This window comes from Helicobacter pylori (assembly GCF_003638305.1).
Taxonomy (GTDB): Bacteria; Campylobacterota; Campylobacteria; order Campylobacterales; family Helicobacteraceae; genus Helicobacter; species Helicobacter pylori_DJ.
On the sequence record NZ_MVYP01000003.1, the window covers coordinates 102,022 to 117,083 of the forward strand.

12 protein-coding genes are annotated in these 15,062 nt (G+C 40.1%); 4 read left to right on the forward strand and 8 right to left on the reverse strand.

Annotated elements, in window-relative coordinates; translation table 11 throughout:
• Positions 1-43: 43 nt before the first annotated feature.
• Positions 44-853: a flagellar hook-basal body protein gene (locus tag EAL04_RS02235; RefSeq protein WP_097697819.1), complete on the forward strand. Its 810-nt coding sequence runs from the start codon at positions 44-46 to the stop codon at positions 851-853.
• Positions 854-1,378: 525 nt separating this feature from the next.
• On the opposite strand, the gene EAL04_RS07890 is transcribed toward EAL04_RS02235, so the two are convergent.
• The 8 genes from EAL04_RS07890 to EAL04_RS02275 are packed head-to-tail and all read right to left on the reverse strand — an operon-like array spanning position 1,379 to position 10,659.
• On the reverse strand, positions 1,379-1,849 hold the full coding sequence (locus tag EAL04_RS07890; RefSeq protein ID WP_341352198.1) for a group I intron-associated PD-(D/E)XK endonuclease: 471 nt from the start codon (positions 1,847-1,849) through the stop codon (positions 1,379-1,381).
• Positions 1,842-2,771 (reverse strand): DNA cytosine methyltransferase, encoded by a 930-nt coding sequence (locus EAL04_RS02245; RefSeq protein ID WP_120972989.1) that lies wholly within the window; start codon positions 2,769-2,771, stop codon positions 1,842-1,844. The genes EAL04_RS07890 and EAL04_RS02245 overlap by 8 nt, the downstream gene beginning before the upstream one ends.
• Positions 2,772-2,779: 8 nt before the next feature.
• Positions 2,780-4,570 carry a translation elongation factor 4 gene (lepA, locus tag EAL04_RS02250; protein ID WP_162982461.1) on the reverse strand — a complete coding sequence of 597 codons (1,791 nt, stop codon included), beginning with the start codon at positions 4,568-4,570 and terminating at the stop codon, positions 2,780-2,782.
• Between the two features lie 14 nt (positions 4,571-4,584).
• On the reverse strand, positions 4,585-6,435 hold the full coding sequence (gene dxs / locus EAL04_RS02255) for a 1-deoxy-D-xylulose-5-phosphate synthase (RefSeq protein ID WP_162982456.1): 1,851 nt from the start codon (positions 6,433-6,435) through the stop codon (positions 4,585-4,587).
• A gap of 2 nt (positions 6,436-6,437) precedes the next feature.
• Positions 6,438-7,214 carry a flagellar assembly protein FliH gene (fliH, locus tag EAL04_RS02260; protein ID WP_120972995.1) on the reverse strand — a complete coding sequence of 259 codons (777 nt, stop codon included), beginning with the start codon at positions 7,212-7,214 and terminating at the stop codon, positions 6,438-6,440.
• Entirely contained in the window at positions 7,201-8,232 is a 1,032-nt protein-coding gene (fliG, locus tag EAL04_RS02265; protein ID WP_000201859.1) for a flagellar motor switch protein FliG, read from the reverse strand. Before fliG ends, fliH begins: the two co-directional genes overlap by 14 nt.
• Positions 8,233-8,249: 17 nt before the next feature.
• Complete coding sequence (gene fliF, locus EAL04_RS02270) at positions 8,250-9,953, reverse strand: flagellar basal-body MS-ring/collar protein FliF (protein ID WP_120972997.1); 1,704 nt, start codon at positions 9,951-9,953, stop codon at positions 8,250-8,252.
• Positions 9,954-9,996: 43 nt separating this feature from the next.
• The gene (locus EAL04_RS02275) at positions 9,997-10,659 is read right to left on the reverse strand and encodes a phosphatase PAP2 family protein (RefSeq protein WP_120972999.1); all 663 of its coding nucleotides are present in this window, start codon (positions 10,657-10,659) and stop codon (positions 9,997-9,999) included.
• A gap of 260 nt (positions 10,660-10,919) precedes the next feature.
• Here EAL04_RS02275 and pyrG point away from each other — a divergent pair, with 260 nt between their 5' ends.
• From pyrG to EAL04_RS02290, 3 genes are read left to right on the forward strand one after another with little or no spacing between them, the layout of a single operon-like run.
• Positions 10,920-12,536, forward strand: a complete 1,617-nt coding sequence (gene pyrG / locus EAL04_RS02280) for a glutamine hydrolyzing CTP synthase (protein WP_000373185.1) — start codon at positions 10,920-10,922, stop codon at positions 12,534-12,536.
• Positions 12,537-12,544: 8 nt separating this feature from the next.
• Positions 12,545-14,095: a single-stranded-DNA-specific exonuclease RecJ gene (recJ, locus tag EAL04_RS02285; RefSeq protein ID WP_120973001.1), complete on the forward strand. Its 1,551-nt coding sequence runs from the start codon at positions 12,545-12,547 to the stop codon at positions 14,093-14,095.
• Positions 14,095-14,976 carry an RluA family pseudouridine synthase gene (locus tag EAL04_RS02290; RefSeq protein WP_120973003.1) on the forward strand — a complete coding sequence of 294 codons (882 nt, stop codon included), beginning with the start codon at positions 14,095-14,097 and terminating at the stop codon, positions 14,974-14,976. Before recJ ends, EAL04_RS02290 begins: the two co-directional genes overlap by 1 nt.
• The last annotated feature ends 86 nt before the right edge of the window (positions 14,977-15,062 follow it).

Below are 15,062 nucleotides of genomic sequence, written 5' to 3' on the forward strand. Positions count from 1 at the left end.
ATTTGATTTTTGCTATAATTTTTCCTTTTAAAAGGATTATTGCATGCAAAATGGGTATTATGCGGCCACAGGCGCTATGGCGACACAATTCAACCGCTTGGATTTAACCTCTAATAATTTAGCCAACCTAAACACCAACGGCTTTAAAAGAGACGATGCGATTACAGGCGATTTTTTAAGGCTTTACCAACAATACCGAGAGCAACTGCCCTTAGAAGATCAAACCAAAGCGAGCGCGAAGTATCTAAACCGCAACCTCAATCGTGTGCCTATTTTATCAGAAATCTATACGGATAGGAGTCTTGGCGCGTTTGAAGGGACGAATAACCCCCTAGATTTTGCCCTAACAAGCCCTAACCTTTATTTTGCGATACAAACTAATGAGGGAGTCGCTTATACCAGAGACGGGCATTTCAGCGTTGATAAAGACGGCTTTTTAGTTACTCTTAATGGCTTTAGGGTGCTTTCACGCTCTGGCTTGAACGAAAAAGGAGGGATCATGCTCATGCCTGACGCTGAAATTGAAGTGGATCAAAATGGTGGAATCACTTTTAGGGATAATGAAGCCCAAATTCAAGCGGGCGCGTTAGCTTTAGTGAGTTTTAGCGAACCTAAAAACCTTAAAAAAATAGGGCAAAACCTTTATACTTATCAGGGCGAAGGCGTCCATCAAGTCTCTGACTCTGGCGCGTTAAGGCAATCCATGCTAGAAAAAAGCAATGTCAATGCGGTGCGTGAAATGAGCGCTTTGATTGAAATCAACCGCTTTTTGGACATGTATTCTAAAGTGCTAAAAACCCATCAAGATGACATGAACGCTGAAGCGATCAACAAACTCGCTACAAAAGCTTAAGAGCGAATGGTTTAGGATTGTTTTTAGCTTGCGAGTCTTCAAAAATTTCTTTTGCCTCTTTGACTTGTGAAAAATTTCCATGCATGCGTGTGTTTGCATGTTTATTTTTTCTTTTTTATTGTTCAGTTCGTTATGGTTCTTGTGTTTTAAGCTCGTTTGTGGTAGGATATTCCCATTAAGGTTTGAGACGCTATAGTTGATGCCGTCTCTGTAATGATTAGAGAGTGTCGACTTGGTTTCTAATTCCCTTAATGTTTTTATTGCCCCAATCAAGCTTTTTGATTACCCACTTGATTATCAGCGTCCATTTTAAGATAGAGCCATTTTAAAAAGCTTGTAAAAATTTTCTTTCTGCTTCCACTAAACTAGGGTTTAAGAGCAAGTCATTCTTTAAAGCGTTTGTATAGGCGGTGTGTGAGCGAAAACTTTTGTTTTTTAAGTCCAATTTGATTTTATCCTTTTGGCATAACCAACACTATATCTAAAGAAATCTTTTTTCTTGTTTGTGAATGTAGTTTTATATTTTTACTCCAACGCCAAGTCAATCAAAATCTGCCAATTCTCTTTATAGTGTTGGAGTTGCGACAATCTCTTTGTGTTGCCCCATTCTTGTATGTCTTCAATAGGGATAATATAGCATTCGCTCGTGCGAGTGTCTATCCCTAAAATCAAATCGCAATCTTTTTTGGTGTATTTGTAAGTGCGTTTGGGGGCATTCCTATCAATTTGAACCCCACTCCTATAGCCTCCTGTAAAATTCAAGGTATCTCCCCCTGTGCCTTTAATCTGTATCCTCAATAATTTCTGCTTTCCCCCTAGATCCACAATGGCATCATATTTAGCGTTTGTAACATCCACTCTACTGCAAGGAAATCCTGCTTTAATCACCCTTCCTATAGCAATGAGTTCATCAGCGTTGCCATTCATTGTGCGAAAAATCCCCTTGTCAATACCGGTTAAATTGATGACCCAAGTTTGATGCGTATGATTATCCATAAACAACCTTTTTAATTTCTAACGCTAAAGCTTTAACCACAGGCACACTCACAGAATTACCAATTTGTTTATAAAGTTTGCTTTTAGCGGTATTAGGTAAAACATAATCTTTAGCGAAACCTTGAAAATTCAGACATTCTTTAGGCGTGAGTTTTCTTATGCCTTGCTCATCTAAAACTAAAGGCACATTATGCCCTCCTGTCCCCATGTTGGCTGTAAGAGTGGGGCAAAGATTGTTTTTATTTTCTCTTACATAATGCCTGCGCCATTGGTAGCAAGTGTCTCTTTTAGTGATTTCTTTTTTTAAAGTCTCATAAAAACGATATTGCTTGTAATAAAATTCCTCACCCACTTTTATTTCTAATAAATCCTTAATGCTTTGTGTGTGATTGATTTTTAAAGGAAAATGAAAGCGCTTGTAATGGTTTTTATCTAAAAATCCTATGATATAAATCCGCTCTCTATTTTGTGGTATAGTAGAATATTCATATGTGTTTAGTATTTTATAATGGACAAAATAGCCTAAGTTTTTCAAAGTTTCTAAAATAAATTTTAAGGTTTCCCCCTTATTGTGGCTCACTAAATTTTTGACATTTTCTAATAATAGAACTTGAGGTTTTTTGGCTTGAATGATGCGAAACATTTCCATAACGATCGCCCCTCTTTCATCATTAAGCCCTTTTTGCAACCCAGCAATGCTGAACGCTTGACAAGGAAACCCCGCGCTTATCAACCCAACATCTTCTAACTCATTAGGGTTTAAATCTTTAATGTCTTGTTCCAAAAGCTTGTGTTTGAAATTAGCCCTATAAGTGTTGCATGCGTCTTTGTCTAATTCATTCGCCCAACCAATTTCAAAGCCCGCTTGCAAAAACGCGCATTCAAACCCTCCAATCCCAGCAAAAAGTGAGCCTACTTTCATCAAACGCCCTAATCAATCTTTAATATCGCTAAAAACGCTTCTTGGGGAAGCTCCACCTTACCGATAGCTTTCATGCGTTTCTTGCCTTCTTTTTGCTTTTCTAAGAGTTTTCTTTTTCGTGTAATATCGCCCCCATAGCACTTAGCCGTTACATTCTTACCAACGGATTTAATCGTCTCCCTGGCGATGATTTTATTCCCCACGCTCGCTTGGATAGCGACTTCAAAAAGCTGTCTTGGGATAAGCTCTTTCATCGTTTCCACTAAAGCTCGCCCCTTTTCATACGCCTTATTTTTATCTATAATGATAGAAAGTGCATCCACCACATCGCCTGCCACTCTCACATCTAACTTCACTAAATGAGCCTCTCTGTTTTCTATCGGCTCATAATCAAAGCTCGCATACCCTTTCGTGCAAGATTTGAGCTTGTCGTAAAAATCCATCACAATTTCATTGCTCGGCAAGGAATAAGTGAGCATGACACGAGATTGGTTTAAATATTCCATTTTTTCTTGAATGCCTCTTTTATTGTTCAATAACTGCATTAAATTACCCAAAAATTCGCTCGGCGTGATGATCGTCGCCCTAACAAAAGGCTCTTTGATGCAAGCGATATGATTTTCAGGGGGCAATTCGCTAGGGTTTTGGACGTATTTGACGCTATTATCCGTCAAATGCACTTCATACACCACCGTGGGAGCGGTAGCGATTAAGTTAAGGCCAAATTCCCTTTCCAGCCTTTCTTTAATCACTTCCATGTGCAATAACCCTAAAAAGCCCACCCTAAAGCCAAAGCCAAGCGCCACAGAGCTTTCAGGCTCAAAATTTAAAGCGCAATCGTTAAGCTGGAGTTTCAATAACGCTTCTCTTAAATCTTCAAACCTGTCCGTTTCTATAGGGTAAAGCCCCGCAAAAACAAAGGGTTTAGCCGGCATAAAGCCTTCAATGGGTTTAGGGGTAGGGTTTTTAGCGTCTGTGAGCGTGTCGCCCACCGCAATATCAGTTACGCTTTTTAGCCCCAAACTCACAATGCCAATCTCGCCGCATTCTAAACTTTTGGTGGGGATTTTTTTCAAAGGATTAGGGTAGTATAGCCCTAAAACGCCGTGTTTTTTACCCGTCCCCATCACTAAAATTTCTTGCTCGGTGTTGATGCTCCCATCCATGATACGCACTAGTGCTAACGCCCCTAAATAATTGTCAAACCATGAATCATAAATGAGCGCTTTTAAGGGAGCGTTAAAATCACCGCTAGGGGCAGGAATGGTGGTAATGATTTTTTCTAACAAATCTTTAATGCCAAGCTTAGCTTTAGCGCTCACTTCATTAGCGTTAGAACAATCAATCCCTATCGTGTCTTCTATATCCTGTTTGACTTCTAAAACATTCGCATTCGGCAAATCAATTTTATTGATCACTGGTAAAATTTCTAAATTGTTATCTAAAGCGATGTAAGTGTTGGCGATGGTTTGCGCTTCCACGCCTTGAGTGGCATCCACCACCAATAACGCCCCTTCGCACGAACACAAAGAGCGAGACACTTCATAGCTAAAATCCACATGCCCTGGGGTGTCAATGAGGTTTAAAACATAATCCTCCCCCTTAAAAGTGTAATTTAAGCGCACGCTTTGAGCCTTAATCGTAATGCCCCTTTCTTTTTCAATATCCATAGTGTCCATCACCTGGCTAGTCATCTCTCTGTTACTGATAGCGTTGCATTCAGCGATCAGACAATCCGCTAAAGTGCTTTTACCATGGTCAATGTGAGCGATAATGGAAAAATTGCGGATATTCTTCATTGGCGCTTTTGGTTTCATCTCTCTTGTCCTAAATCTTTTAAAATAGCGTCAGTCAAACTCTCTGTGTCTAAGCCTAAGGATTTTTCCACTAAAGCGGTATTCCCATGCATGATAAATTCATCAATGATTTCAAAGCTTTTAACAGGCTTTAAAATATTTTGTTCGCTCAAAAACTCTAAAATCGCGCTAGCCACCCCCCCAAGCTTGTAATTATCGCTAAAAACATAGAGCTTTTGATAAGGGGCAATAATCGCGCTTAAATTTGGATCTAAAGGCTTTAAAAACCTGAGATCCAAAAGCGCGCACTCTATGTTTTTTTCTTTTAAAGCCAGTTGGACTAAATGCGCCCGCCCCACGCCATTACCATAGCCTATGAGTAAAATTTCGCCCTCTTTTTTCAATAATTCGCTTTGCCCCAAAACAAAACCGCTAGGCTCAAAAACCCCCTCTTTTAACACAAACGACCCCCTAGGGTAGCGGAACGCACAAGGGCTTGAATCATGCTCATTGGCAAAATACACGGCGTTTTTTAAAGTCTCATTATCTCGTGGGGCAAAAATGACCATATTAGGGATAGAGCGCAAATACGACACGTCCAAAAGCCCTTGGTGCGTCTCGCCATCTTCGCCCACGATCCCAGCCCTGTCAATGGCTAATTTAATCGGCAGGCTAGAAATGCAAGCGTCATGCACAATGGAATCATAAGCCCTCTGCAAAAAAGTAGAATAAATGCTCACAAAAGGTTTAAACCCCTCTTTAGCCATAGCGCTGCTAGAAGTTAAAGCGTGTTGTTCAGCGATAGCGACATCAAAAAAGCGCAAAGGGTAAGCGTCAATGAGTTTGTCTAATCCTGTGCCGCTAGGCATAGCCGCGGTTACGCCTACGATTTTTTCATCTTTTTTAGCTAATTCTAAAAGGGTGTTAGAATACGCTTCAGTGGGCGGTAGAATCGCACTTTTGGATTTTTTAGACAAACCGGTATCCAAATCAAAAGGCCCCACCCCATGCCATTTTTCATAGCGCCCTTCAGCGATCTTATAGCCTTTGCCTTTTAAGGTTTGCGCATGGATTAGCACCGGTTCTTTAAGCTCTTTGGCTAATTTCAAGGTTTCAATAATCGCGCTCAAATCATGCCCGTTAATAGGCCCTATATAATTAATGCCCAATTCTTCAAAAAACACGCCCGGGGTGATGAGCTTAAAAGATTCTTCAAAACGACTCGCTAAGTAATTCACGCTTTCAGGTAAGGTGCTTAAGATTTTTTTAACTTTAGAGCGGAAAGACTGGTAAAACGGGCCTTTCATCAGCTGGCTAAGGGCTTTAGACAAAGCTCCAATAGGCGTGCTGATACTCATTTCATTATCGTTCAAAATCATGATCATAGGGTATTTCCTATCGCCCAATTCGTTTAAGGCTTCATAAAAAATCCCCGCACTAATGCTCCCATCGCCTAATAAAGCGATAGGCATGCCTAACGCTTGTTTCAAACAAAAAGCTTTAGCCACCCCCACGCCTATAGACACAGAGGTGGAGCTATGTCCGGCAATGAAATAATCGTATGCGCTCTCACTGGGTTTAGTAAAGCCACTCAAACCCTTGAATTGCCTTAAAGTGCTAAAGCTTTCAAAGCGCCCAGTTAAAAGCTTGTGGGCGTAAGCTTGGTGCGAAGTGTCAAAAATAAAAGGGTTTTTCTGGCAATCAAATAAGGCATGCATGCCCACAATCAGCTCCACAGCCCCTAAAGAAGAGCTTAAATGCCCCCCATTAGCGCTCACCACTTCTAAAATACGATTCCTTAGCGTTTGACACACCAATTCCAAGCCTGCAATATCATTAGGGTTTAAATCAAAAGTTTTATTTTGCAAAATCACACCTTAAAATTTTCCAACACGCTTTCTTTGAGCGTTTTAAAGCGCTCCATTAAATTCCCATCAAGGCTCCCGTTAGAGCTAGTGATCATAACGCCTCCTTTAGAAATAGCTTCATTGCTCTCCAATTTGATTTTGGAAGCGTTTTGCAAATGCTCGTTTAAATAAGGGTAATCCAAGGGATTGACTTTTAGATGAATATCCGTTGCGTCTAAAACGTTTTTTAAAAGCTCTTCAGCCAAAGCTAGGGCCACTTTCTGGCTGTTGTCTTCCACTTCCTTAAGGATCACTTCTTTAGCTATATCTATCGCAATCGCGCTCAATTCCTTTTCTAAAGCCATTAAATGATTTTCTGAGCTTTTCATTTTTTCATCTAAAGCGGTGATCGCATGCAAAAGCTGGTTTTTTTCTTCATTCACGCTGTGAGTGAGTTCGTTACGCATTTTTTCTTCGCCCTCTTTAAAGCCGATTTTATAGCCATCGTTTTTAGCGTTTTCAATCAAAGCTTTGCTCTCTTCTTGGGCTTTTTCAAATTGCATTTGCAATTTCACTAAATGGCTTGAAAGCTCGTCGGTTTTTTTTAATAAGCAATCAATCAAATCGTTTTCTATCGCTTTTTTTTCCAAAGGCTCTTCTAGGTTAGGCGTTTCTAAAGACGCGCTATTAGGATTAGTTTTAGGGGGTAAGTTTGCCATGCTCTTAAATTCGTATTTTTGAATGTCATGCTTATTCAAATGGTCTTTTTGGATCAAGTTTTTACGGCTATTCAATGACATCTTCCTCTTCACCGGTTTGGATCACGCCTTTTTCTTGCAAGCTCTGCACGATTTCAATGATCTTTCTTTGGGCCACATCCACGTCTTTGATTTTAACCGCCCCTAAATATTGCATTTCTTCTACAAATTGCTCTGCAGCCCTACTGCTCATGTTGTTTAAGAATTTATCGGTTAAATCTTGGGTAGAAGTTTTTAAGGCCAAAGACAAGTCTTTTTTATCCGCCACTTTTAAAATCTCTCTGATAGCGAAATTGTCTAGTTTGGCTATGTCTTCAAAAGTGAACATCATTTCTTTAATCGCGCCGGCGAGCTTGTTATCCACGCTTTCAATGCGAGCGAGCGTGGTTTTAGCGCTCTTTTGGCCCAAGCGGTTAAAGATTTCAGCCACCGCTCTCAAGCCGCCCACTTCAATTTTATAGCTGGTGAGCGATTCTAGTTTGTTTTCTAACACCGTGGAAACCCTTTTAACCACTTGGGGCGATATTTCGCCTAAATTCGCCATTCTAATAGAAATCTCGGCTTTCATTTCATCAGGGAAATAGCTCAAAGTTTCAGCCGCATTAGGGGCTTCCATGTGGGCCAAAATCAAGGCGATGGTTTGAGGGTGTTCGTTAATGATGAAATCAGCGAGTTGTTGGGGCTTGATTTTGCCTAAATAAGCGAAGTTTTTTTGCGTTTGCAAGCTTTTAGTGAGTTTGTCCATCACTTTCCTGGCTTCTTCGCTCCCTAAAGTCCTAGTTAAAAGCTCCCTAGCGTATTCTAAACCGCCGGTATTGATGTATTGGTTAGACTGAAAGATCGCAAAAAATTCCTCTAAAACCGCCGCGCCGATTTGCTTGTCCGTGCCGTTTAATTGCACGATTTGCTTAGAAATCTCTGTAATGGAGTCAATGTCTAAATGCCTTAAAATCTCGCCCGTGGTGTCTTCGCCCACTTGAATGAGTAAAATGGCGATTTTTTCACTCATGGAGAGTTCGTCTAATTGAGCCTTTTGTTTGGGGGTGAGCTTGGTTGCCATTTTTAACCTTTTATCTTTTAACCTTTCGTGCTGTCTGAAGAAATTTCATCTTTGATTAAGAGTTTAAAAAGCGTGGCGATTTCATCAGGGCGCTCTTTAAGGGTTCCTCTAATCTTTTCTAAAATAATTTCATATCTTACTTCTTCTTCGCTAAAGCTTGCATTAAGCCCTAATTGATCTTCTACTTTTTTCCTCAAATCGCCGAGTTTGTTCAATTCATCTTCTTCTTCATCCATTTCTTCAAACATGGATTTCACTTCCTTATCTTCATCAGGCACCACTTCCAGCATGCGTTCGCTGAAAGGCACAATCACTTTTTTATAGAAAATGAATAGCACTATAAACACTAAAACATACTTGATTAAAGGCGTGAATGAGCCTAAGATTTTTTGAGTTTTGTGCATGATTTTTTCGCTCAAAGTGGCGTTGTCAATCATGGGCGCCATAGGGTTAAATTCAAAATTACTCACCGCCACATCATCGCCTCTATTTTGATTATAACCAATGGCTTGTTTGACTAAAGCGTTGATTTTTTTAAGCGATTCATCGCTCAAAGGCTCGTATTCTAAAGTATTTGCCCCATCTTTAAGCGCAATTTTATACTTGCCATCCACCACAACCGCCGCATTCAAACGCACTAAAGTGCCAAACTCGCCCTTAATCTCGCTAATGGTTTTACCCACTTCATAATTGGTCGTGTTTTGAGACTTTTCGTATTTTTCTGGCTCTTTATTGTCCTTCAATCCTTGCACAGGCCCGATATTGCTCACAACCCCAGGCACACCGCCAACTTGTTTTTTAGAAGCGCCTTCTTTTTTCTCTTCTAAATTTTGCTCGCTCCTTACGACATTATTGGGATCAAAAGTCTCTTTAGTGCTTTTCTTTTGGCTGAAATCAAACTCCGCATTGACCCTTGCGACCACCTTGTTTTTACCCCCCACAATAGGGGCTAAGATATTGACGATCTTATTTTCTAAAATGTTTTCAAAATTTTGTTTGTAGCGCAATTGCTCTAGGGCTAATTCTTTGGAGTTTTCTAATATATCGCCTTCGCCTATTGATTCGCCATTTTCATTCACGATTTTCACATTGTCTATCGTGAGTTTAGGCACAGCTGCAGCGATTAAATTTTTAATCCCTAAAATTTGAGTGGGTGAAAGCTTCATGTCAGGCTTGAGTTTGAGCATCACCGAAGCGCTAGGAGGGACTTCTTTAGCCACAAACACGCTGTCTTTAGGGATTGCAATATGCACATTGGCTTTAAGAATGGGGTTTAAGCTTTCAATCGTGCGCGACAATTCGCCCTCAATGGCGCGAATGAGTTTGATGTTTTGATCAAAATCAGTCGCCCCAAAGTCTTTAGTGTCAAAGATTTCAAAGCCCACTTTACTCGTTTTAGGGATCCCTTGAGAAGCCAGAGTGATCCTTTCTTCATACACTTTATCTTTAGGGATGAGAATGGTGTCGTCTTTTAAGACTTTATAAGGGATTTGGTTTTGCTGGAGGTGCTGTAAGATTAAAGCGTTATCGCTAGAGTCCAATCTTTCAAATAAAACCCCATAGCCCCCTTGCGCGTAGTCTTTTTCTTTAAAAGGATAGAGCAACAAAAACACAAGCAAAGCGGTGATCAAAACCCCCGCTGCGATCAGGGCGATTTTTTGCTTTTTATTGAGCTTGATGAAAAAATCAACAATCCGTTGCAATAATACCTTTAAATCCAATATTAAAACCTTGATAAAATTCTCATTCTTTTAAGCCGTTCGCTTAGATCTTTTGAAACACGCTCAAATAAATCCCTATGGAAAAACAAGCCCCTAACGCCCCTAAACAAACCCCTCCTAAAACGCTACTAAAAGACACCCCTAAAACAATGAGCGCTAAGCCTATTAAAAGAATCAAACCAAGCAAACTATAAGAGAGAATGTTTTGAAATATTTGATGCGTGATCAAATGAGGTATCAGTAAAACAAGCAACCCATAAAATAGCGTCAAAGAGAGCGCAATAGCGCTAGGGAAATTAACGCTGTGCGAAAGCCATTGAACAGAATGCAAAAAAAGGTGCTTTAAAGATTTTAAAAGGGCTTCAAATATAACCACGCTTAACACAAACCACACCCCAAGTGCTAAATTTCTGCGATAAAGGCTTAAAAACACCCCCACTAACAAACTCAAAGGCAACACGAATTGAGAAGAGCCTAAAAAAACAACGCGTTGGAGCGTTTGATCTAAAATAGGGTTAGAAGAATTTAAACGCATCAAGTTAAAAATGGCGTTATCCATTGAATTAGTATAATCAAAAAAAACCAAGCCAGCAATAAGGATAAAAAACGCGCTAAAAACGCCTCCTAAAAGAAACAGGGTTTTCACTGGTAATAAGAAAAATGGTTTGGGTTGTGTGGAAACATTTTTGAAAGAATTTTCAGCCATTATTTAAAACCCTTTTAGTCAGTTCATTCAAACTGGATATTATACGCCAACGAACTTTAAAATTGCTCCTAAAAAATTTAAGACAATGAAGTTTAAACACATAAAAGCTTTTTATTTTAATCAAACCTAACTAATAAGAAACTGAAATTGTTTTTTTTTTTTTTTTTGAAATCGTTTTAATTTTTGCCCTCTTTTAAAGCTTTTTAACCCTTTTTAGACTACAATTTTAAGAAGTAAAAATCAAAGGAACGCAATAACTTATGGATAGAGCCAAATTTATATTCGTTACAGGGGGTGTGTTAAGCTCTCTAGGGAAAGGGATTTCATCTTCTTCAATCGCTACGCTTTTACAGCATTGCAATTACCAGGTTTCTATTTTGAAGATTGATCCTTATATTAATATTGATCCAGGCACCATGAGCCCTTTAGAGCATGGGGAAGTGTTTGTTACTAGCGATGGCGCTGAAACGGATTTAGACATCGGGCATTATGAACGCTTTTTGAACAGGAATTTAACGAGGTTGAATAATTTCACCACCGGGCAGATTTTTTCAAGCGTGATAGAAAATGAAAGGAAAGGGGAATATTTAGGCAAGACCATTCAAATCGTCCCCCATGTAACCGATGAAATCAAAAGGCGCATTAAAAGCGCGGCTAAAGGGTTGGATTTTTTAATCGTGGAAGTGGGCGGAACCGTGGGCGATATGGAGGGCATGTTCTATTTGGAAGCGATCCGCCAGCTTAAATTGGAATTAGGGAATGAGAAAGTCATTAATGTGCATGTAACCTTGATCCCCTATATCCAAACCACTAACGAATTAAAAACCAAACCTACGCAACACTCCGTCCAGGAATTAAGGCGCCTTGGCGTAACCCCTCAAATCATTTTGGCGCGATCGCCTAAGCCTTTGGATAAAGAATTGAAAAAAAAGATCGCTTTGAGTTGCGATGTGGAGCAAGACAGCGTGATTGTCGCCACAGACACTAAAAGCATTTACGCATGCCCTATTCTTTTCTTACAAGAAGGCATTTTGACCCCCATTGCCAGACGCTTTAATTTGAATAAGTTGCATCCCAAAATGGCGGCTTGGAACACTCTAGTAGAAAAGATTATCGCTCCTAAACACAAGGTCAAAATTGGTTTTGTGGGCAAGTATTTAAGCTTAAAAGAATCTTATAAATCCTTGATTGAAGCCCTAATCCATGCGGGGGCGCATCTGGATACGCAAGTCAATATTGAATGGCTGGATAGCGAGAATTTTAATGAAAAGACTGATTTAGAGGGCGTTGATGCGATTTTAGTGCCTGGGGGCTTTGGAGAAAGGGGGATTGAAGGCAAAATTTGCGCCATTCAAAGGGCTAGGTTAGAAAAACTCCCCTTTTTAGGGATTTGTTTGGGCATGCAATTAGCGATCGTGGAATTTTGCCGCAATGTTTTAGGCTTGAAAGGGGCTAACTCTACGGAGTTTAACCAACGCTGCGAATACCCTGTGGTGTATTTGATTGAAGATTTTATGGATCAAAACCACCAAAAACAGGTGCGCACCTATAATTCGCCATTGGGTGGCACCATGCGATTAGGCGAATACGAATGCGAAATCATGCCCAACAGCTTGCTAGAAAAAGCCTATAAAAAACCTAACATCAAAGAAAGACACCGCCATCGTTATGAAATCAACCCCAAATACCGCCAAGAGTGGGAAAATAAGGGCTTGAAAGTGGTGGGTTTTGGAGCGAATCATTTGATTGAAGCGATTGAATTAGAAGATCACCCGTTCTTTGTGGGGGTGCAATTCCATCCGGAATTCACTTCCAGGTTGCAAAGCCCTAACCCTATTATTTTGGATTTCATTAAGAGCGCTCTTCATAAATCCTAATCTAACAAATGAAACAAAAGCTTAAAGCTCAAATCAAAGAGCGATTGGCTTCTATCGCTTATAATGAAAAAGGGTTTCCTAGCCCCTTTTTATTTAAAGACTTGAAAAAAGCCGCACTCAAAATCATAGAAGCCATGCGTGCAAACACAGAAATTTTAGTGGTGGGCGATTATGACGCTGACGGCGTGATTAGCTCTGCTATCATGGCAAAATTCTTTGAAAGCCTGAACTATAAGCATGTCCGCATTGCAATCCCTAATCGCTTCATGGATGGCTATGGGATTTCTAAAAAATTTTTAGAAAAACACCACGCCCCTTTAATCATCACGGTGGATAACGGGATTAACGCCTTTGAAGCCGCGCGATTTTGCAAAGAAAAAAACTACACCCTTATCATCACCGATCACCATTGCTTACACCATGATGAAGTCCCAGACGCTTATGCGGTGATCAACCCCAAGCAACCAGATTGTGATTTTATCCAAAAGGAAGTGTGCGGGGCGTTGGTGGCGTTTTATTTGTGCTATGGGATCCACCAGCTTTTGGGAAAAGAAAAAAGCCATTCTAGTGAGTTGCTATGCTTAGCGGGCGTGGCGACTATTGCTGACATGATGCCTTTGACTTTTTTTAACCGCTTTTTAGTTTCTAAAGCCTTGTATTTTTTGCAAAAAGAATCCTTAGGGGCGATGGGGTTTTTACGCCAAAGAGAAGTTTTTAGAAAACGCTCTTTAAAAGCGAGCGATATTTCTTTTAACATCGCCCCTTTAATCAATTCCGTAGGGCGCATGCAAGACGCTAAAATGGCTTTAGATTTTTTAAGCGCGAATAATTTTCAAGATGGCTATTCTTTGTATGAACGCTTGAAAGCATGTAATGCGAAGCGTAAAATGATCCAACAGCAGGTTTTTGAAGAAGCCTTTAAGCATGCGATGGTTGGAGAAAAAATCATCATCGCTTTTAAGGATAATTGGCATGAGGGCGTGCTGGGGATTGTGGCTTCAAAATTAGTGGAAGCCACTCAAAAGCCAAGCCTGGTTTTTACCTTTAAAGAAGGGGTGTATAAAGGGAGCGCTCGTAGCTCTCCAAATATTGATTTGATTGACGCTTTGAATGGGGTTTCTTCTTTGTTGCTTGGCTATGGAGGGCATGCACAAGCTTGCGGGTTGAGCGTTGGAAAAAACAATATCGTCTCGCTCTTTGAAACTTTAGAAAATTTTGATTTTAAAGTCTTGCCTTTTTGTGAAAAAGAACCCCCTTTAACGCTCAAATTAAAAGACATTGACAGAGAGCTTTTAGAGATTATAGAGATGGGCGAACCTTATGGGCAAGAAAACCCTGAGCCTTTATTCCAAGCAAAAAATTTAGAAGTCATAGAAGAAAAAATCATTAAAGAAAGCCACCAAATTCTGCGTTTTAAGGATAAAGAATGCGTCAAAGAGGCTATTTATTTTAACGCTGAGCGGTTTTTGAAGGCGGGCGAAAAGGTGAGCGTGCTTTTTAGCGTGGAATTAGATGAGTGTTCTAATGAGCCTAAAATGTTTGTTAAAAGTTTGTTGTAGTGCCTTTTGTTGAAGAAGAATTTGAAATTTTAAAACCCACCAAAGCCTTGTTTTTGGTGCGCGATGTTTTAAAATGCTCTTTAAAAGAAGCCCAACGGCACCTTGACAAGCAACGCCTAAAACAAAACCAACAAGCCGTGCGTAAATCTCAAATGATTCAAGGGGTCGTTAGCCTGATTCATTTCAAGCCTAATGAAAAACAAGAAAAGCTTGTTTTTGAGGCTAAGGATTTTGGCGCATTTGACAAACCCGCTCAAGTCTATACCCACCCTAAAGGCTATTTTTACCATGAAAGCTTATTAGATTGTATCCAATCTCATTTTGGTAAAAACGCCCACCCAGCCCACAGGCTAGACTATGAAACGAGCGGGTTAGTTTTAGCGGGCAAAACCTTACAAAGCGTTAAGGATTTAAAAGTGCTTTTCATGCAAAAAAAAGTGAAAAAAACTTATTTAGCGCTAGCGCATGGGTTGGTGGATAAAAGTATCATCATAAATAAGCCCATTCTAACGCCACAAAACATTCAAAAAGATTTGCGCATTCGATCTCAAATTTCTCCTTTAGGCAAGCCTTCAATTACCCTTGTTGAGCCTTTAAGCTATAACCCTTTTTTGGATATAAGCTTGCTTAAAATAACCCCACTCACCGGGCGCACGCACCAGATCCGCTTGCATTTAAACAGTATAAATCACAGGATCGTGGGCGAGGGGCTTTATGGGGTGGCTGATGAAAACGCTAGAGAATACCTTCAATTAAAGCGTGAAAATAATGCCCCAACCCTCATGCTCCATGCCGCTAGTTTAGAGTTTGAATTTAAAGGGGCACATTATAAAATCGCTTCCCCCATGCCTGAACGCTTCATGCCCTTTTTAAAAGATTGACCCCCATTTATTGATTATCCCTTGATTGCTTTCATTGATTATTTTCTTGACTATTTTCTTTTGGGGGAGGTTTTGATTAAGGTTTT

Bases quoted from the DNA above. Each gene is read 5' to 3' on its own strand.
- lepA (WP_162982461.1), bottom strand. From the start codon at position 4,570: ATGAAGAATATCCGCAATTTTTCCATTATCGCTCACATTGACCATGGT.
- fliH (WP_120972995.1), bottom strand. From the start codon at position 7,214: ATGTCATTGAATAGCCGTAAAAACTTGATCCAAAAAGACCATTTGAAT.
- pyrG (WP_000373185.1), top strand. From the start codon at position 10,920: ATGGATAGAGCCAAATTTATATTCGTTACAGGGGGTGTGTTAAGCTCT.
- EAL04_RS07890 (WP_341352198.1), bottom strand. From the start codon at position 1,849: ATGGATAATCATACGCATCAAACTTGGGTCATCAATTTAACCGGTATT.
- fliG (WP_000201859.1), bottom strand. From the start codon at position 8,232: ATGGCAACCAAGCTCACCCCCAAACAAAAGGCTCAATTAGACGAACTC.
- EAL04_RS02275 (WP_120972999.1), bottom strand. From the start codon at position 10,659: ATGGCTGAAAATTCTTTCAAAAATGTTTCCACACAACCCAAACCATTT.
- EAL04_RS02245 (WP_120972989.1), bottom strand. From the start codon at position 2,771: ATGAAAGTAGGCTCACTTTTTGCTGGGATTGGAGGGTTTGAATGCGCG.
- recJ (WP_120973001.1), top strand. From the start codon at position 12,545: ATGAAACAAAAGCTTAAAGCTCAAATCAAAGAGCGATTGGCTTCTATC.
- EAL04_RS02235 (WP_097697819.1), top strand. From the start codon at position 44: ATGCAAAATGGGTATTATGCGGCCACAGGCGCTATGGCGACACAATTC.